The sequence below is a fragment of the Gordonia sp. ALPHA1B1 genome, from assembly GCF_005502615.1.
Taxonomy (GTDB): Bacteria; Actinomycetota; Actinomycetes; order Mycobacteriales; family Mycobacteriaceae; genus Gordonia; species Gordonia hongkongensis.
In genome coordinates this window covers 201,280-219,345 of sequence record NZ_SCOC01000004.1, presented here as the reverse complement: position 1 = coordinate 219,345, position 18,066 = coordinate 201,280, and the positions used below count along the sequence as shown (strand labels likewise).

Annotated in this window: 13 protein-coding genes; 4 read left to right on the top strand and 9 right to left on the bottom strand. The window is 67.8% G+C overall.

Features of this window, described 5'->3' with window-relative positions:
- Positions 1-467 precede the first annotated feature (467 nt).
- Complete coding sequence (locus FFS52_RS04430; protein WP_137808961.1) at positions 468-1,418, bottom strand: proline dehydrogenase family protein; 951 nt, start codon at positions 1,416-1,418, stop codon at positions 468-470.
- Positions 1,418-3,064, bottom strand: a complete 1,647-nt coding sequence (pruA, locus tag FFS52_RS04425) for an L-glutamate gamma-semialdehyde dehydrogenase (protein WP_078113422.1) — start codon at positions 3,062-3,064, stop codon at positions 1,418-1,420. The genes FFS52_RS04430 and pruA overlap by 1 nt, the downstream gene beginning before the upstream one ends.
- Before the next feature lie 74 nt (positions 3,065-3,138).
- On the opposite strand from pruA, the gene FFS52_RS04420 reads away from it, so the two are divergent.
- Together FFS52_RS04420 and FFS52_RS04415 are read left to right on the top strand one after the other, a co-directional pair.
- On the top strand, positions 3,139-4,737 hold the full coding sequence (locus FFS52_RS04420) for a helix-turn-helix domain-containing protein (protein ID WP_137808960.1): 1,599 nt from the start codon (positions 3,139-3,141) through the stop codon (positions 4,735-4,737).
- Positions 4,738-4,812: 75 nt separating this feature from the next.
- Complete coding sequence (locus FFS52_RS04415) at positions 4,813-5,691, top strand: SDR family NAD(P)-dependent oxidoreductase (protein WP_137811479.1); 879 nt, start codon at positions 4,813-4,815, stop codon at positions 5,689-5,691.
- A 20-nt stretch (positions 5,692-5,711) separates the two neighbouring features.
- Here FFS52_RS04415 and FFS52_RS04410 read toward each other — a convergent pair whose 3' ends face one another.
- From FFS52_RS04410 to FFS52_RS04395, 4 genes are all read right to left on the bottom strand, one after another.
- Positions 5,712-6,125 carry a MerR family transcriptional regulator gene (locus FFS52_RS04410; RefSeq protein ID WP_058251565.1) on the bottom strand — a complete coding sequence of 138 codons (414 nt, stop codon included), beginning with the start codon at positions 6,123-6,125 and terminating at the stop codon, positions 5,712-5,714.
- A 20-nt stretch (positions 6,126-6,145) separates the two neighbouring features.
- Positions 6,146-7,645, bottom strand: a complete 1,500-nt coding sequence (locus tag FFS52_RS04405) for a SulP family inorganic anion transporter (protein WP_078113463.1) — start codon at positions 7,643-7,645, stop codon at positions 6,146-6,148.
- A gap of 238 nt (positions 7,646-7,883) precedes the next feature.
- Positions 7,884-10,055, bottom strand: coding sequence for a glutamine synthetase III (locus FFS52_RS04400; RefSeq protein ID WP_137808959.1), 2,172 nt, complete (start codon positions 10,053-10,055; stop codon positions 7,884-7,886).
- A gap of 201 nt (positions 10,056-10,256) precedes the next feature.
- Complete coding sequence (locus FFS52_RS04395; protein ID WP_137808958.1) at positions 10,257-12,218, bottom strand: gamma-glutamyltransferase family protein; 1,962 nt, start codon at positions 12,216-12,218, stop codon at positions 10,257-10,259.
- A gap of 137 nt (positions 12,219-12,355) precedes the next feature.
- On the opposite strand from FFS52_RS04395, the gene FFS52_RS04390 reads away from it, so the two are divergent.
- On the top strand, positions 12,356-12,793 hold the full coding sequence (locus FFS52_RS04390; protein WP_137808957.1) for an SRPBCC family protein: 438 nt from the start codon (positions 12,356-12,358) through the stop codon (positions 12,791-12,793).
- On the opposite strand, the gene FFS52_RS04385 is transcribed toward FFS52_RS04390, so the two are convergent.
- Both FFS52_RS04385 and FFS52_RS04380 read right to left on the bottom strand, forming a co-directional pair.
- Positions 12,790-14,436 (bottom strand): MFS transporter, encoded by a 1,647-nt coding sequence (locus FFS52_RS04385; RefSeq protein WP_137808956.1) that lies wholly within the window; start codon positions 14,434-14,436, stop codon positions 12,790-12,792. The two genes, FFS52_RS04390 and FFS52_RS04385, sit on opposite strands and share 4 nt — an antisense overlap.
- 52 nt (positions 14,437-14,488) lie before the next feature.
- Positions 14,489-15,154: a TetR/AcrR family transcriptional regulator gene (locus tag FFS52_RS04380; protein ID WP_137808955.1), complete on the bottom strand. Its 666-nt coding sequence runs from the start codon at positions 15,152-15,154 to the stop codon at positions 14,489-14,491.
- 151 nt (positions 15,155-15,305) lie between these two features.
- Between FFS52_RS04380 and FFS52_RS04375 the strand changes: the two genes are divergently transcribed.
- On the top strand, positions 15,306-16,529 hold the full coding sequence (locus FFS52_RS04375) for an oxygenase MpaB family protein (RefSeq protein WP_058251559.1): 1,224 nt from the start codon (positions 15,306-15,308) through the stop codon (positions 16,527-16,529).
- A 7-nt stretch (positions 16,530-16,536) separates the two neighbouring features.
- Here FFS52_RS04375 and FFS52_RS04370 read toward each other — a convergent pair whose 3' ends face one another.
- Positions 16,537-17,871 (bottom strand): acyltransferase, encoded by a 1,335-nt coding sequence (locus FFS52_RS04370; RefSeq protein WP_137808954.1) that lies wholly within the window; start codon positions 17,869-17,871, stop codon positions 16,537-16,539.
- Between the last annotated feature and the right edge of the window lie 195 nt (positions 17,872-18,066).

Here is an 18,066-nt window from a genome sequence, read left to right as displayed (position 1 = left end):
CACACTCCCGACGCTTTGATCGCGATGGCGAACCTCACCAGGGGCGGCGCATGCCCAGAACTCCCACATCGAAACTGACCGAAAACCGCCCACTTTCAGATCAGGAGATCCACATTCGTTCGATTTCGAGGGTTTTCCACAGGCACGAGACACGCGAATTCGTCCGCTGTGCAGTGTTTTTGGTTGACAGTGCGTGATTCGCGTTGACTGTCGGGACTATCTCGCGTATCTGCCCGATTTGTGACCGGCAGACTTCAACTCGATTCCCAGACCTCGATCGAAGTCTGCCGGTCGAGTTGAAGTCTGGCGGTCGCCGGCCCACCGCCCTCTGGTAGTTGCTGTGCTCGACCCAGCGGGCGGCTTTCAGCGCTCCGGCAACCGCAGATCCAGCGTTTCGGATCCGGAAGCAGTGGCCCAGTGCCGCACAGTCAACGAAAACCGACGCACAGTCGACTGGTCGGGGGGCCTCATCCGGCCAGCGCGCGCAGAAAGAACCCCAGGTTCGCCGGACGTTCGGCCAGGCGTCGGACCAGGTACCCGTACCACTGCTCGCCGTAGGGGATGTAGACCCGGACACGTGCGCCGGCGGCTGCCAACCGGCGCTGCTCGTCGGCCCGTATTCCGTACAGCATCTGGTGTTCCCAGCTGTCCGGCGCGCGACCGAATTCGTCGGCGAGGATTCTCGCGGCGTCGATCATCCTGGGGTCGTGGCTGGCGACCATCGGATAACCGGAGCCCTTCATCAGTATCCGGAGGCACCGCTGATAGCTGTCGTCGACCTGGCGGCGGTCGGTGAACGCGACCGCGGGCGGTTCGGCATAAGCGCCTTTACACAACCGGATTCGGGCGCCCGACGCCGCGAATTCGGCGCAGTCGTCCTCGGTGCGGCGCAGGCAGGCCTGCAGCACGGTCCCGGTCTCCGGGAACTCGGAGCGCAACGACCGCACGATCGCCAGCCGCTGGTCGACGGTGGTGTGATCCTCGGCGTCCACGGTGACCACGACGTCCAGGCCATCGGCCGCCTCGACGATCGTGCGCGCGTTCTCCTCGGCGATCTTCGCGCCGTGCTCCGGCAGTGCGAGACCGAGCGCGGTCAGCTTCAGCGACACCTCCAACGACCCGGCAGGTGCCGGACGGCGTCCCGACAGAGACTTGAGCAGAGCCAGATACGCGGTCACCGTGGCGTCCGCCTGGGATTCGTCGAGGGTGTCCTCGCCCAGGAAGTCGACCGAGACGGAGAGTCCGTCGGCGAGTTCGGCCCCGACGGCGGCCATGGCGGCGTCGAGCGACTCGCCCGGCACGAATCGGCGGACCACTCGTCCGGTGACCGGCCACCGCTGGGACGCGTCCTTGATCCGCTCGCTGCGCGATGCCGCGACGATCGCGGGCCGCAGCACGGTGTCGAAGACGGACCCCATCACAGCGCCGTCCAGTCGGCGACCATGTGCGGGTACGACGAGGTGGTGGGAGGTGAGAAGGTCTCCTTGATCGTGCGGGTCGAGGTCCAGCGCATCAGGTTCTGCTTCGACCCGGCTTTGTCGTTGGTTCCCGACGCCCGGCCGCCGCCGAAGGGTTGCTGCCCGACCACCGCGCCGGTGGGCTTGTCATTGACGTAGAAGTTGCCCGCCGCGTTCCGCAGCCGGTCGGAGGCGAGCGCGACCGCGGCGACATCGGTCGCCATGACCGACCCCGTGAGTGCGTACTGCGCCGTCGAATCGACCAGGCCGAGAATGTTCTCGTAGTCGGCGTCGTCGTAGACGTGAACCGCGAGGATCGGACCGAAGTACTCTATGGCGAACGCCTCGTCGGTCGGGTCGTCGGACACCAAGACCGTGGGTCGGACGAAGTACCCCTCGGTGTCATCGCAGACGCCGCCGACCGCGACGGTCAGCGACGCCGACGACTTGGCCCGGTCGATGGCCGCGACCTGCTTGTCGAACGCGCGCCGATCGATCACCGCACCACCGAAGTTCGTCAGATCTCGGACGTCGCCATAGGCGAGTTCGTCGGCCTCGCCGAGGAACTCGTCACCCATCCGCTCCCACACCGACCTGGCGACATACGCGCGCGACGCCGCCGAACACTTCTGTCCCTGGTACTCGAAAGCGCCGCGCGTCAACGCCGTTCGCAACGCATGAGGTTCGGCCGAGGCGTGCGCGACGATGAAGTCCTTGCCACCGGTCTCGCCGACGAGGCGCGGGTAGTTCCGGTAGTGCTCGATGTTGGCACCGACCTCACGCCACAGATGACGGAACGTCCTCGTCGACCCGGTGAAATGGATCCCGGCCAGATCCTCGTCGGCGAGAACGACGTCCGAGACCGCGGCACCGTCGCCGTGGACGAGGTTGATCACCCCGGGCGGTAATCCGGCGGCCTCGAGCAGCGCCATGGTCAGCTGCGCGGAGTACGCCTGGGTGGGGGAGGGCTTCCAGACGACGGTGTTGCCCATCAACACGGGGGCGGTGGGCAGATTGGCGGCGATGGCGGTGAAGTTGAACGGGGTCACGGCGTAGACGAACCCGTCCAGTGGACGGTGGTCAAGCCGGTTCCACACCCCGGGCGACGACTCCGGTTGCTCGGCGAGGATCTCACGCGCGAAGGCGACGTTGAACCGCCAGAAGTCGACGAGCTCGCAAGGGGCGTCGATCTCGGCCTGCTGCACCGACTTCGACTGACCGAGCATCGTCGCCGCCGCGATCCGCTCGCGCCACGGCCCGGCCAGCAGCTCGGCGGCGCGCAGGATCACGGCCGCGCGGTCGTCGAAGCTCGTGTGAGCCCAGTCGGGGGCGGCGGCGCGAGCGGCGTCCACCGCGGCGCGGGCGTCGTCGTGGGTGGCGTTGGTGATGAAGCCGAGTACCTCGCGGTGTGCGTGGGGCTGGACGACGTCGATCTCCTCACCCGCCCCGAGGCTCAGGTGGCCGCCGATGATGTGCGGGAACTCGCGGCGGCCGGCATGCGACTGTAGCGCCAGCTCGTCGACGATGCGCGCACGCTCGGGCGAACCGGGGGCATAGCTGTGGACGGGTTCGTTCGACGGTCGAGGGGGAGTGGTGATGGCATCCATGACCTCAGTCCACCGTCCCTTTCGACGTCGCGATATGGCCGATCAGCCGAGGTGGGTCTCTTAGTCTTGTCCGTATGGACAAGACTGCCGGTATCGCGCTCGGGCGGTTGGTCCTCGCCCTTGACCAGACCGTCGCGACCCTGGTCTCGTCGCCCCGCGGTCTCGACGCGCCGGTGTCGACGATGGCGATGGTCGACGCCGACGACGTGCACTACGGGCTCGGGCACGCCGCCCGATCCGCCGACCTGTTCCTCCTGGTCGGACTCGCCGACGACGTCGTCGTGGAGTGGCTCGGCGGCCTCGGGGCGCACCGCCCGGTCGCCGTACTGGCCAAGAACCCCGCACAGACCCTGGTCGGCCTCGCCGATCGACTGGGCATCGCGGTCATCGCCATCGATCCGCACGCCCGCTGGGAACGCATCTACAACCTCGTCACCCGGGTGCTCGACGCCGCACGCGGCGCGGTCGGGAGCGGCGAGTCCATGGAGTCGGGAAGCACCGGCGACCTGTTCGAGCTCGCCGCGGAGGTCGCCCGCCGGACCGGTGGTCTGGTGAGCATCGAGGACGAGCACGCGCACGTCCTCGCCTACAGCTCGGCTGGCGAGGAGGCCGACGAGTTGCGCAGACTGTCGATCCTGGGCCGCGAGGGGCCGCCGGAGATGCTGGCCTGGTTGCGGGAGTGGGGCGTGATGGACGCGGTCCGGAAGTCGTCCGGAGTCGTGATGGTCGACGCACGCACCGATCTCGGACTTCGGCCGCGTCGCGCGGTCGCCATCCGTCCGGCGTCGGGCCCACCCGGCGATCGCTCCGACGTCCTGATGGGGGTCGTCTGGCTGCAGGAGGGGTCGCGCCCGCCGGCCCGCGACACCGACGAGGTACTCGTCGGCGCCGCAGCTGTGGCGGCCCGGGTGATCTCGCGACGGCGTTCGGCAGGCTCCGACCACGATCAGCGGGTCCGGCGACTCCTCGGTGTCGGCGGAGTCCCGGTCGACACAGACCACCTCGCCGCCCAGCTCGGCATCGCGCCGACCGCCACGGTGACGGTCGTGGGGTTCACGGCCCCCGACGGCATCCGCGCCGGGCAGGTCTCGGCACTCATGCTGCACGCCAGCGCTTTCAGTCCGCTGTCGGTCACGGTCACGATCGGTGACCGCGCGTACGTCGTGCTCCCAGGCGTCCCGCTCGACGACGCCGTCACGTGGGCGCGGATCTCCGTCGACGCCGCCGACCGCCAATTCGGCGTGCCGGCACGCGCGGTCGTCGCCGGCCCCGTCACCATCGCCGCCGCAACCGATCTGCGCTCTGCGATCGATCGTGTCCTGGACGCCGCCGGTCGCGACGCCGACCTGATCGACGACGTCACCACCGTCGAGCGATCCCGCACCGGGGTGCTGCTCGCCGAGATCATCGGATTGCTCTCGGAGAACCCCGATCTCGTCGACAGCCGGGTCGCCGGGCTCGCGGATCTCGATACTCGCAGCGGCAGCGAGTTCACCGCGTCGTTGCGCGCCTACCTCGACCATTTCGGTGACGTCCGCGCGGCAGCGGCGGCGCTGCACGTCCATCCGAACACCTTGCGCTACCGCATCCGTCGAGTGCAGACCCTGACCGGGATGGATCTCGACGACCCGGCGACGCGTCTCGTCGTGGCGCTGTCCCTGCGCGTTCGGTGAGAGTCGCTGCGCCCCCGAGTCCCACCCCGACCGAGTGCCACCCCGCCCGGCCGGCCGGTGGGTACCGTGGCGCCCATGCCCTCATCGTCGAAGTCCCTGTCCGACCTGACCGGCTCGCGGGTCGTCGTCACCGGTGCGACGAACGGTATCGGGATGGCCACCGCCCGCGCGCTCGCCCGGGCCGGTGTGCAGGTGGTCCTGGCCGTCCGCGACACCGATCTCGGCGCCCGGCGCGCACGGGAATTCGGCGGTGACTGCGAGGTGATCCGGCTCGATCTCGCCGACCTCGCCTCGGTGCGGACCTTCGTCGAGGAACTCGACGGCCCGATCGATGTGCTGGTCAACAACGCCGGCATGTTCCCGCATCAGCATCGGACGACGCGGGACGGATTCGAACTCGGGATGGGCACCAATTTCCTCGGGCCGTTCGCCCTGACCAACCTGCTCCTGCCACGCATCAGGCGGCAGATCGTGTCCGTGGGTTCGGAGGGGCATCGCCGCGCCCGCATCGACCCCGCCGACCTGGACCTCCGACGCACCCGGTGGTCGTCGCCGCGGGCCTACACCGGGTCGAAACTCGCGGTGATGCTGTGGGGTCTCGAACTCGACCGACGGTTGCGCGACGTCGGGTCGCCGGTGACCTCGATGCTCACCGATCCCGGCTGGGCCGCGTCGAACATCTCGAACAAGCCGGGCCTGGGCGTTCTGCACCGCGCGGCGCAGGGCCTGGCGGGTGTCGTCGGCAACGATCTCGACGCCGGCGCGGCACCCACCCTGCATTGCCTGACCGAGCCGATCCCGCCGGGCAGCTACGTGGGGGTCGACGGACCGTGGGGACTGCGCGGCCGACCGGTGCTGTCGGGCCGATCGCTCGCGGCGTGCGACTACGAGCTGGCCGGTCGACTCTGGACCGAGGCCGAGGCCCGCACCGGCACCCGGTGGCCGCTGGGGTAGGGCCCACGTGCCCGGCCGGATCACGCCGGATCGGTCAGTCGATCCGACAGCTGAGCGGTGAGTTCGTGCGCATATTCCAGTTGCCGCTCGAGCTTCTCGCACGCCAGTCGTGCGCGCTGCCGGAACTCCGCGACCGCCTCGAGCGCCGCCCGCCGGTCCGCCGGCGCCGCGTCGGAGTCGTCGAGGACGCTCTCGGCATGCAGGAGTGCGCGCATGTCGTCGAGGGTGAAACCGAGTGGCTTCATCCGCCGGATCACGAACAGCCGATCGATGTCGGCCCGGGTGTACAGCCGGAAGCGCCCGGCCGAGCGGGCGGACGGGACGACCAGACCGACCTCGTCGTAGTGGCGGATCGTCTTGATGGACAACCCGGTTTCCGTTGCCACCGTGCCGATCTGCAGGTGCTCGGCGGTGTCGGTCCCGTCGTCGGTCACGACCTGTCCTCTCTACCCGGTCAGCCCTCGCCGCCGAGCTGTCCGCTGAGGCGTCGATGACGCTCGGCGCTGTGGTCGTCGAGGCCGACGATGGTGGCGGTCTTGCCCTTGGCTGCGTACTTGGTGGTGACGGCATCGAGCGTAGCGACCGTCGACGCGTCCCAGATGTGTGCGCCGCTCATGTCGATGACGACGTCGTCCGGGTCGCCGACATAGTCGAACTGGTACACGAGGTCGTTGCTGGACGCGAAGAACAACTCGCCCCGCACCGCGTAGACGCGGGTTCCGGGTTCGGGATCGGCGACATCGACCACCTCCGTGAAGTGGGCGACCCGGCGCGCGAACAGGACCATCGCCGTCAGGACGCCCACGATCACCCCGTACGCGAGATTGTGGGTGGTCACGGTGACGACGACGGTCGCGAGCATCACGGCCGTCTCGCTCTTCGGCATGCGCCGCAGGGTCTTCGGGTTGACGCTGTGCCAATCCAGGGTGCCGACCGACACCATGATCATGACGGCGACGAGCGCGGCCATCGGGATCAGCGCGACGATGTCACCCAGCCCGACGACCAGGATGAGCAGGAAGAGTCCGGCCAGAAACGTCGAGATGCGGGTGCGGGCCCGGGACTCCTTGACGTTGATCATGGTCTGGCCGATCATCGCGCACCCGCCCATGCCGCCGAAGAGACCGGTCACGATGTTGGCGATGCCCTGACCGGTGGCTTCACGCGTCTTGTCGGAGTGGGTGTCCGTGAGGTCGTCGACGAGCTTGGCGGTCATCAGCGATTCGAGGAGGCCGACGAGTGCCATGGTGAAGGCGTAGGGCGCGATGACCGACAGCGTCTCCCAGTTCAGCGGGACGTCGGGAAAGAACAACGTGGGCAGACTGTCCGGCAGGTCGCCCTCGTCGCCGACGTCGGGGACGGAGAACCCGACCGCGAGCGTGACCGCAGTGAGCAGCACGATCGCGACGAGTGGTGATGGGATCGCCGTGGTGAGCCGCGGCAGACCGACGATGATCGCAAGCCCCGCCGCGACGAGGGGATAGACCAGCCACGGCACCCCCAGCAGGTGGGGGAGTTGAGCCGTGAAGATGAGGATGGCCAGTGCGTTGACGAATCCGACCATCACGCTGCGCGGGATGAACCGCATCAGACGGGCGACACCCACTGCGCCGAGGACGATCTGGATGACCCCGGCGAGGAGCACCGCGGCGATCAGGTGATCCAGGCCGTGACTGGCGACCAGGGGGGCCACCACCAGCGCCACCGCCCCGGTGGCGGCGGAGATCATCGCCGGACGGCCGCCGACGATGGCGATCGTCACCGCCATCGTGAACGAGGCGAACAGGCCCACCCGCGGGTCGACCCCGGCGATGATCGAGAACGAGATGGCCTCGGGGATGAGCGCGAGCGCCACCACGAGACCGGCGAGGACCTCGGTACGCAGGCGCCGCGGGGAGCGCAGGGTCGCCAGCACCGACTGTTGTCGGGCAGGAGTCAGCACCTCGGCCGTCATCGGCGTCTCGACTTTCGTGAGGTAACGGAAACGTCTGTCGCGGAAGGGGTCACCCACCCTCGCGGGCGTCGGGCGATTCCGACGGCCGACGCCGCCCCGCAGGACGGACCAACTCTACCCTCACGGGAGGGTAGAGATACAAATGCGGGTGTGCGGCTGGGCGTCACGCCACACAACTCCAGGCGCGCAACAACACGCCCCCTGCGCGATGCGCAAGGGGCGTGTCGACGATGCGGGATCAGAGAATCGTGAGCATCTCGTTGTAGGTCGGCAGCGGCCACAGATCGTCGGCGACGATGGACTCGAGGGTGTCGGCGACCTCGCGGACCGCGGCCATGGCCGGGACCAGTTTCTCCAGCGCGTACTTCGACTCCTCGAAGGTGGACTCGCCGTGCATGCCGGCGATACCGGCATCGAGGGCCGTCAACCCGTCGTGCAACGTGCTGATCAGTCCGGTCAGTTCCTCGAGCAACGGTGTGGGAGCCTCGATTCCGGCCATCTTGAGCGACGCCGCCGTCCCGGCGAGCTCACCCTGGTACCGGATCGCGGCCGGCATGATCATCGTCTTGGCGATCTCCGCGGTCTCCTTGGCCTCGACGAGGAGGGTGAGCGCGTAGTACTCGAAGATGACGTCCTCGCGGGCCTCGAGTTCGCGGGCCGACAGCACGCCGTACTTCTCGAAGATCTCGACGACGTCCGGCGAGGTGTACTCCGTCACCGCGTCGACCGTCGTCCGTAGGTTCTTCAGTCCGCGGGCGGCGGCCTCTTCCTGCCATTCGTCGGAGTAGCCGTTGCCGTTGAAGATGACCGAGCCGTGGGCATTGGCGATCTCCTGCAACACCTTCTGGACGGCGTCCGCGAGTTCGAGACCGTCGGCGAGGAGCTTCTCGAGGTCCGAGGCGATGAAGTCGATGGAGTCGGCGAGGATCGTGTTGATGGCGACCATGGGATCGGAGATCGACTGATTGGAACCCGGTGCGCGGTACTCGAATCGGTTGCCGGTGAACGCGAAGGGGCTGGTGCGGTTGCGATCCCCCGGATCGGCTTTGAGGGGCGGCAGGGTGTCGACCCCGAGTTCGATGACCCCCGCGGCCTTGGAACCGGTGGCGCCGCCCTTGGCGATCTGCTCGAAGACGTCCATCAGCTGGTCGCCGAGGAAGATCGAGATGATCGCCGGCGGAGCCTCATTGGCGCCGAGACGATGATCGTTCGACGCCGACGCGACCGCCGCGCGGAGGAGCCCGCCGTAGAGGTGCACCGAGCGGATGATCGCGCCGCAAAAGGTCAGGAACTGCATGTTCTCGTGCGGGGTGTCGCCGGGATTGAGCAGGTTGCCCTGATTGGCGTTGCCGAGCGAGAAGTTGACGTGCTTGCCCGAACCGTTGACGCCGGAGAACGGCTTCTCGTGCAGCAGGCATTTCATACCGTACTTCTCGGCGACGGCCTTCATCGTGGTCATCATCAGCTGCTGATGGTCGTGGGCGAGGACCGACCGCTCGAAGACCGGTGCGATCTCGAACTGGCCGGGCGCGACCTCGTTGTGCCGGGTCTTCGCCGGGATCCCCTGCTTGAACAGCTCGCGGTCGAGTTCGATCATGAACGACAGCACGCGTTCCGGGATGGCACCGAAGTAGTGGTCGTCGAACTCCTGGCCCTTCGACGGCGGTGCGCCGAACAGGGTTCGGTTGCAGGTCATGAGATCTGGTCGCGCATAGAAGAAGTGCTCGTCGATCAGGAAGTACTCCTGCTCGGCGCCGGCGTAGGAGACGACGGTGTCGACGTCGTCGTGGCCGAAGAGGCGGAGCAACCGCATGGCCTGCTTGCTCATGGCCTGTTGGCTGCGCAGGAGCGGGGTCTTCTTGTCGAGGGCCTCGCCGGTCCACGAGATGAAGATCGTCGGGATGCAGAGGGTGTTGCCGTTCGGGTTCTCCAGGATGTACGCGGGACTGGTGACGTCCCAGCCCGTGTAGCCGCGGGCTTCGAAGGTGCCGCGCAGACCGCCGTTGGGGAAGCTCGACGCGTCGGGCTCGCCCTGCAGCAGCGTCTTGCCCGCGAACTCGGCGAGCGATGCGCCGGTGGAATCGGGTTCGAGGAACGAGTCGTGTTTCTCGGCCGTGAAACCGGTGAGCGGGTAGAAGACGTGGGCGTAGTGGGTGGCGCCCTTCTCGATGGCCCAGTCCTTCATGGCCACCGCGACGTAGTCGGCGAGGGTGGGGTCGAGCGCGCAGCCGGTGTCGACGGTCGCGGCGACCGCTTTGAAAACGTGCTTGGGCAGCCGCTTCTTCATGACCGACAGGCTGAACACATTGCGCCCGAACGTGTCTGCGAGGGGTTCGGTGAACCCCGGCGCCGACACGTCGTAGGTCGTCACGGCCTCGATCGCCTGTCGGCGGGACATGCTGCCACTCATGGACACTCCTGGATGATCTGGGCCCCCTGTGCGCGGGGGCGCACGACGACGTCGGTACGCCGTTTGTCGCAATTGCGAGCGCTTCGACGCTATGAGCTGGGTGTATGCGCCCGATTGCCCCCATGTGACGCCGAGGAAAACTAGTGCCCCTCGGAACCGGTCGAGGCAACGCCGTTTCCCGAAAACCCGTGGCGCGATGGTCTACCGCAGCGTCGCGTTGTCGCCCATCACCGCGCCCTCGCGGCGCGGATCGGCGCCGCCGATCCAGCCGCCGCCGTGTCGCAGCAGGGCGCTGAGCCCGCTCGACTGTTCCTCGACCGACACCTCGGCTCCGCGTTCCCGGAGGCCGCGGACCAACGGATCGTGTGCGCCGTCGTCCGTGGTGTCGACGAGCGGGTGTTCGCCGCCGACGTTGGAGGTCGGGGTGTTGGCCGAGCCGAAGTCGATCATCGACACGGCCTGCTGGGGATCGAGGCCCCAGTCCAGCATCCCGACGATCGTCTTGATGACGAACTGGATGATCACCGACCCGCCGGGGGAACCCAGGGCCGCGACCACCTCGGCCGGCGCTCCGTCGGCGCCGGGCTGCAGAACGAGTGTGGGCGCCATCGACGAGCGCGGCCGCTTGCCCGGCGAGACCCGGTTGGCGAGCAGCGTCCCGTCGTCGTCGCGGGGTTCGGCAGAGAAGTCGGTCAACTCGTTGTTGAGTAGGAACCCGTCGACCATGTGGTAACTGCCGAAGGCGGATTCGATGGTCGTCGTCATCGTGGCGACGTTGCCGTACCGGTCGGCGACGGTGATGTGACTGGTTCCGTGTTCGGTGCCCGGGTGCGACCCCAGGGGCACCGGTCCGAGGTCACCCGCCGGCGCCTCGCCGAGCGAGGAGTCGGGTGAGATGAGCGCTGCCCGAGACCGCAGATAGGCCGGATCGAGGATGGTCGCGACCCCGCGCCCGGGCAGCGGGACGAAGTCCGGGTCGGCCACATACTTGTCGCGATCGGCGTAGGCGAGGCGTTCGGCCTCGGTGACGAGGTGCACGGCGGCTGGGTCGGGACGCCCGCCGTCGGCGTCGAGATCGGACGGCGGCATCGACGGCAGATCGAAGTTCGCCAGGATGCCCAGCGCCGACGCGACGGCGATCCCGCCGGACGACGGTCCGGGCATGGCCACGATCTGTCGCCCCCGATAGGTGGTGACCACCGGCTCCCGGGCGATGGCACGGTAGTCGCGTAGATCCTGCTCGGTCATCAGGCTCGGTGTCATGCCGCCCGCGGTGCTGCCGGCCTCGGCGACGATGGCTCGGGCGAGCGGCCCGTCGTACATCGCGCCCGCGCCGTCGGCGGCGAGGGCGCCGAGCGTCTTGGCGTACGCGGGGTTGACGAGCCGCGTGCCCGCCGGCTTCGCGGCGCCGTCACTCGCGAGGAAGTAGGAGCGGGCCTCGTCGTCGGCACCGAGTTCGGCCGCCGACGCGGCGATCGCGGTCGCCAGCCGCGGGCTTATGTCGAACCCGTTGTCGGCCAATTCGATCGCCGGATCGAACAGATCTCGCCATGGTTGTCCGCCGAAGTCGGCATGGACCATCTCGAGCATGCGCAGCAAGCCCGGCACGCCGATGGACCGTCCCGAGGCGCGGGCACTCGGCGCGGGTGGGGTGGGATCGTCGGGGGCGATCCGGGTCAGGTAGGTCTCGGTGGCCGCCGCCGGCGCCGTCTCGCGACCGTCGAAGGCCCGCACGCTCTTCGACCCCGCGTCGTAGTAGAGCGCGAAGGCGCCTCCGCCGATCCCGGAGGACTGCGGCTCGACGAGTCCCAGCACCATCTGCGCGGTGACCAGGGCGTCGGCGGCCGTCCCGCCGTCGCGCAGCACCTCGCAGGCCGCGCGGGTCGCGAGCGGATTGGCGGTTGCCGCTGCGTAGGTGTCGGTGACGACCGGTCTCATCCCTGTTCGGAAGCCGGACGCGACTTCCGGTCTGGTGGCGATGTCGGTGGGTGCGGCCGTCATCGTCTGGGCGTCGATCATCTCGCCGTTGGGGATCTCGGCGCAGGTGACCGGACTCGCTTCCGGCTCGGCTGGATCCGAGCCGCAGGCAGTCGCGAGGAAGGTGGTGGCCGTCGCGACGACGAGGACACGTACCACTCGAGAGACTCCGGACCCGGCCGTCATCGGCCAAGCGTACTGACCGAGTGGCCGTTCGCGACGCGAACTGGGTCGAATGTTCAGGACAGCGGCCGTGACCGCATAGGGTCGAGGCGGAGGGCCGCACCGGCATGGTCGGCCGGACGAGACGAACGGGGAGAATCGTGGGAGTGGCACGGCATCAGGCGAAGATCGACAGGCCGCGCGAGCGGGTCTTCGACTACATCGACGGTTACCAGAACGTCCCGGAGTACCTACTCGGGGTCACCCGGTTCGAGCCGACGACGGAGAAGACCAGCGGACTCGGAGCGAAGTTCGCGGTCTCGATGGACGTCGGACCGAAGACACTGAAGTCGGTGGTCGAGTGCACCGAGTACGTCGAGAACGAGCTCATCGAGTTGAAGGCCGTCGAGGGTTTCGACGCGAACACGACGTGGCGGTTCGCCGACGCGGACGGTGGATCGGGCACCGAACTCGACGTCGAGATCAACTACAACCTCCCCGGCGGTATGGCGGGCAAACTCCTCGGCAAGGTCGTGGGACCGTTCGCCGCTCAGGCGGTGCGGCACACGGAAGCGACGATCAGGAAGAAGATCGACTAGGAGCCGGATTTCGGCTCGGGCTCGGCCGACTGCCGTTCGAGCGCCGGGCCGGGTTCCGGTATCCGGTTGGGCAGGTGCCGCGAGAACAGCAACGCCAGCACGAGCAGGCCGAAGACGACGAACAGCGACTGCTGCAGGGCCGCGATCTGCGAATCCGAATAGGCCTGTGACACAGCCTGTGCGGACTGCTCCGAGCCGCCCGCATCGAGGACGAGGGTGCGCGCCTCGTCGGCGGAGATGATCGGCACTCCCTGGTCGTCGACGGTGGCGATGATGCGTTGCTGGTCGGTGGGGGAGAGGTTCTCGGCGTCGTTGACCGCCGACACGAAGCCCGACGACAGCATGAGCAGGAAGACCGATCCCGCGACCGCGGTGCCGAACGACGACCCCAGGTTCTGGAAGGTGCCCTGCAGGCCGCCGACCTCCGAGGTGTCCTTCTCCTCGACAGCGGACATGTTGACGTTGCCGAGTTGTGAAGCGAGCAGACCGAAGCCGGCGCCGACCACGAACATGCCCGCGGCGAAGGCGGCGTTGCGCAGATCGATTCCCACCGAGGCGATGACGAGGAGTGTCCCCAGCGCCATCGTGATCTGTCCGCCGCGAGCGATGAACCGTGCGGAACGCCGTGCGGTGAGCCAGGATCCGAGGATCGAGAACAGGACGAGCCCGACCGAGAGCGGCAGGATCTTCACCCCGGTCTGCAGTGCGTCGCGTCCGAGCATCGTCTGCAGGTAGACGGGGACCACGAAGAACAGGGCGGCGATCGCGAAGTACTGGGCGAGGAAACCGCCGAGTCCGCTTCGGAGAGCAGCGATGCGGAAGAGTTCGACACGCAGCAGCGGTTGGCGGCCGGACGTCGCCAGGGTGCGCTGCCGCAGGACGAACAACCAGAGCACGACGACCCCGGCGAGCAACAGGTATGCCACGGGGGAGACGCCCAGCGGGGCGATCTCGTCCCCGCCGATCTCCGGCGGATGCTGCGGCTTCAGCCAACCCCACGTCTTCGATTGCAGTACGCCGTAGACGATCAGCGACAGGCCGCCGGCGGATGCCACGACGCTGAGCGGGTCGATGCGTACCTCCGGGTCGCGGGGTACGTCACGAATCAGCTTGGCCGCGAACAGGACCGCCACCATGACGACGGTCTCGGCGACGAACACGTAGCGCCACGACAGGTATGTGGTCATCACGCCACCGAGCAGCGGGCCGACGGCGGCGGCCAGCCCGGTGACCGCGCCCAGGATCGAGAATGCGGTGACCCGGGCCTTGCCCGTGTAGTTGATGGCGGCCAGCGATGCGATCGCGGGGATGACGAGCACCGCGCCCAGCCCCTCGACGAGTGACCAGCCGATGAGCAGGACGGTCAGGTTGGGACTCAGCGCCGTGGTCAGCGAGCCGATGCCGTAGATGACTGCACCGATCTTGAATGCTCTTGCGCGCCCCATCAGGTCGCCGAGCTTGCCTCCGGTCAGCATGAAGGCGGCCATCGTCAGCGCGTAGAAGGTGATCGCGGCCTGCATGCCGGTGATCGAGGTCCCGAGGTCGTCGGCCACGACCGAGATGGACACGTTCATCACGGTGCTGTCGAGCACCATCACGAACTGTGAGACGGCCAGGATGATGATCACAGACCAAGAGCGCATCGTCAGTCTCCTCAGATGTGGTGAGCGCTCTGATCTTTACAGGTTCGGCGGTTTACTGCGCGGGATTGAGCATCGGTACGAGGAACTGGCGCGCCACCGCAGCGAGCTGCGCGTCGTCGGTGATGTCGACGACGCGGCTGGGCACGGTGAGGAACGACGCGGAGATGCGGACCATCATCTCGGCCACGAGATCGACGTCGAGTTCGTCGGAGATGTTGCCCGCCAGCTGTTCCCGGCGCAGCTGGGCGGCGACGAAGTGCTGGACCGTCGCGAGCAGCATGCCGTCGCCGCCGATCATCGATTCGATCAGCATGCTGGGCTCGGCGTCGCTGATCTCACCGATCAGCGGGTTGCCGGAGATCGCCCGCAGCGAACCGACGAACCCGACCACGACGCGGTCGGCCACGGTGTCGGCGCGGGGGATCTCCGCGCGGAACCGGTCGAAGTACCGACGGAACTCGCGGAGCACCACCTGGTCGACCAGGGCGTCCTTGGTGGCGAACTTGCGATACAGGGTGACTCTCGTGACGCCGGCGCTCTTCGCCACCTTCTCCATCGGCGTCCGTTGCACGCCCAGCCGGCAGAAGAGTTCGAACGCCGCGTCGAGCAGACGTTCGGCGGTGGGATCGGCGGCCTCGTCGGACTGAGCCGCGGATTCGAGAAACGCCCGCTGGAGAAGCGAGCTGGACAGCGAAGCGCCGGACGGCTGCGTGGTCACTCGCCTCACCCCCTTCCTCACATCATGACCGCATGAGCTTCCATGATCGCAAAATTCGCGAAAGAGGTGTGTTCTGGACCACGCGGTGGTAACAATGATACAAGGATACGTTGTTTGTCACATTGATACATGGAAGTGATGGGACGGGGTCATGGAAGATCTGAACAGGCGGAACCTGATACGCGCGGGCGGTGTCGTCGGCGCAGCCGGTGCGGTCGCGGCGCTCTCGCAGACGACGCCGTGGACGTGGTCGCCGGCGAACTCGGTGCCGGGCCGCGGTCGCGGCGCGGACCCGCGGCAGCTGTGGGACGACGAGGCCGACCCGGTGATCGCCAAGGTCATCGACAGCGGGCAGGTGCGCAACGTCAATCGCCTGCTGCGCACGTGGCATCGTAACTCGCAGCCGCTGCCCGCCGGGCTGCCCTCGGAACTGCGCGACTTCATGGAGCACGCTCGTCAGCTGCCCGCGTGGGCCGACCAGGCCAAGCTGGCCGACGCGGTCCGATTCAACCAGAAGCGCGGAACCTACCTCGGCGTCCTGTACGGCTTCGCCAGCGGCATGATGAGCACCGTCATCCCGCGCGAGGCCCGGTCGGTCTACTACTCCAAGGGCGGATGGGACCTCAAGGACCGCATCACCAAGACCGCGAAGCTCGGATACGACATCGGATCGCTCAACGCCTATCAGCCCGGCGGCGAGATGATCGTGACCTGCGTGAAGACCCGTATGGCGCACGCCGGCGTGCGACACCTCCTGCCGCAGTCGCCGCACTGGGTGCACGGCGCGACGGAGAAGAAGCCGATCAGTCAGGCCGACATCATGGTCACCTGGCACAGCCTGCCGACGACCGTCATGCGCAACTTCGACAAGTGGAACGTCCCGATCGCGGCCGACGAATCCGCCGGATTCCTGCATTCGTGGCAGATCACCGCTCGCCTGCTGGGCGTCCAGGACGAGTACATCCCCGCCTCCTGGGCCGCCGCCGACTCGCAGGCGCAGCAGGTCCTCGACCCGATCCTGGCGCCGACCCCCGAGGGTCGCAAGCTCGCCGACATGCTGCTCGACCTCGGCATGAACCTCGACCTCTCGCTGATCTCGCGCGGCGTCCTGGGGGCGCTCACGCGATTCGTGCTCGGTGACAAGGTCGCCAACTGGTATCAGATCCCGCGGGAGCCCGTGTGGAGCCCGCTGCTCGAGACGGCGTGGGGTCCGTACGTACAGATCCGCGAGGGCCTGCTCAACGTCGGCATGCCGCGTGAGGCGTACTGGCTGTTCGACGAGTTCCTCCGCCAGTTCGTGCTCTTCTACATGTCCGAACTGCGGATGCCGATCAACATCGAGATCCCGGTGATCAACAACCCGAAGTACAACTAGCCAGAAACTAGCCGGCGGACTCCTTCTCAGCCCCCGCCGACTGACCGACTTCCACCGCCCGGTCCTGCTTCTTCTTGTTCCGCTTCGGCAACAGGGGGATGCGGGGCCGGGCGGTGAGCCATTTGCTGAACGGTAGGCGTAGGAGGACGTCGACGAGCGCCAGCGAGGCCGTCAGTACCAGCACGACCAAGATGATCGAGCGCAGGATCGCCGAATGCGGGAACCAGTCGAAGAGGCCGCTGAGGAATCCGACGCGTCCGAGGACGTCCAGGATCAGCGGGTGTACCGCGAAGACCCCGAAAGCGCGCAGGGTCGCCTGGGAGACCAGTTTTCCGCCGGCGGGCCGGCCGGCGGCGCGTCGGTCATCCCAGACGAGGCCGATCAGCCACAGCAGGACGAAGCCGCCGATGAACCAGGGGAGCGACACCGGGTTCCAGGCGGTGTTGGCCTTCCACGGCACGTTGCCCGGCGATGTCGCCAACAGGTATCCGGCAACGGTGAAGGCCGCGCAGCCCGCCGCGACCAGGACGACCGTCGCCATGTGGTCGCGGAGCCAACGATCGACCGCCTCGCGATGCTGCGCGGCCAGCATTCCCATGGTGATGAAGAGCGCGTACATCGGCAGCGTCTTCCACAGGTGCTGGTAGGCGACGTCCCACACCTGACCCGACGGTCGGGGCAGGTACTGGTAGATGACGAACACCAGGAGCTGGATCGCGGTTCCGCCGGCCAGCATCAGCCACGGTCGGCCGCGGCCCCGCTCGAACAGCCACGAGATCAGTGGGAAGAACAGGTAGATCTGCATCGAGATCAGCAGGAAGTACAGCTGGTACTTGCCCTCGCCGACGAGGAGGTCGTGCGCGAGGCGCGGCGCCATCTCACTGATCGGCGGGAACGGATTGTCGGCGATGATGATGTGGTCGGTGATCGTGTAGATCAGCGTCCATGCCAGGTAGGGGCCGACGACGAGCCCGAAACGACGCCGCCAGAACTGCCACGGCGACATCTCCCGACCCTGCATGCTCAGCACGAGGACGTAGAGGGTCACCGCCACGAAGCCGTATCGGGTCAGGTGGCACAGGGTGCCGACGAGATTCGCGCCCCTGATCTCGTCGGCACCGCCGTTGATGGCGTTGATGCTGTGCGCGACGACCACGAAGGTGAACAGGACGACCCGGACGAAGTCGGCGGTGTGCGCCCGACCGCGGGGCTTGGTCGTGGGCGCGGGAGGGGCCGACTCGGCGGGACGGGGTGCCACGGTGGCGGAGTCCGGCGACTCGACAGCGGTGGCCGTGGTCTCGTCGTCGTCGGCGGTGCGCGCCGATCCTGATGCCGCGTGCACCAACGAAAAGACCTCCCCGGGTGAAACGGTAGAACGTATGCGGTAGGCAGTGTACGGACACAGGCTGGCAGGAACCTCAACGCCGGGGTGTCCTCAGTGGTGACGATCACAGCCGGAAATGTCCGGTTCGCGTCGGGGTCGATCGTACCGGTGCTCGCATTCCGACGCCGGGCGTCACACATCGTCGTGGGTGTT

Bases quoted from the DNA above. Each gene is read 5' to 3' on its own strand.
- FFS52_RS04375 (WP_058251559.1), top strand. From the start codon at position 15,306: ATGGAAGATCTGAACAGGCGGAACCTGATACGCGCGGGCGGTGTCGTC.
- FFS52_RS04405 (WP_078113463.1), bottom strand. From the start codon at position 7,645: ATGACGGCCGAGGTGCTGACTCCTGCCCGACAACAGTCGGTGCTGGCG.
- FFS52_RS04420 (WP_137808960.1), top strand. From the start codon at position 3,139: ATGGACAAGACTGCCGGTATCGCGCTCGGGCGGTTGGTCCTCGCCCTT.
- FFS52_RS04430 (WP_137808961.1), bottom strand. From the start codon at position 1,418: ATGGGGTCCGTCTTCGACACCGTGCTGCGGCCCGCGATCGTCGCGGCA.
- FFS52_RS04385 (WP_137808956.1), bottom strand. From the start codon at position 14,436: ATGCGCTCTTGGTCTGTGATCATCATCCTGGCCGTCTCACAGTTCGTG.
- FFS52_RS04400 (WP_137808959.1), bottom strand. From the start codon at position 10,055: ATGAGTGGCAGCATGTCCCGCCGACAGGCGATCGAGGCCGTGACGACC.
- FFS52_RS04415 (WP_137811479.1), top strand. From the start codon at position 4,813: ATGCCCTCATCGTCGAAGTCCCTGTCCGACCTGACCGGCTCGCGGGTC.
- pruA (WP_078113422.1), bottom strand. From the start codon at position 3,064: ATGGATGCCATCACCACTCCCCCTCGACCGTCGAACGAACCCGTCCAC.
- FFS52_RS04395 (WP_137808958.1), bottom strand. From the start codon at position 12,218: ATGACGGCCGGGTCCGGAGTCTCTCGAGTGGTACGTGTCCTCGTCGTC.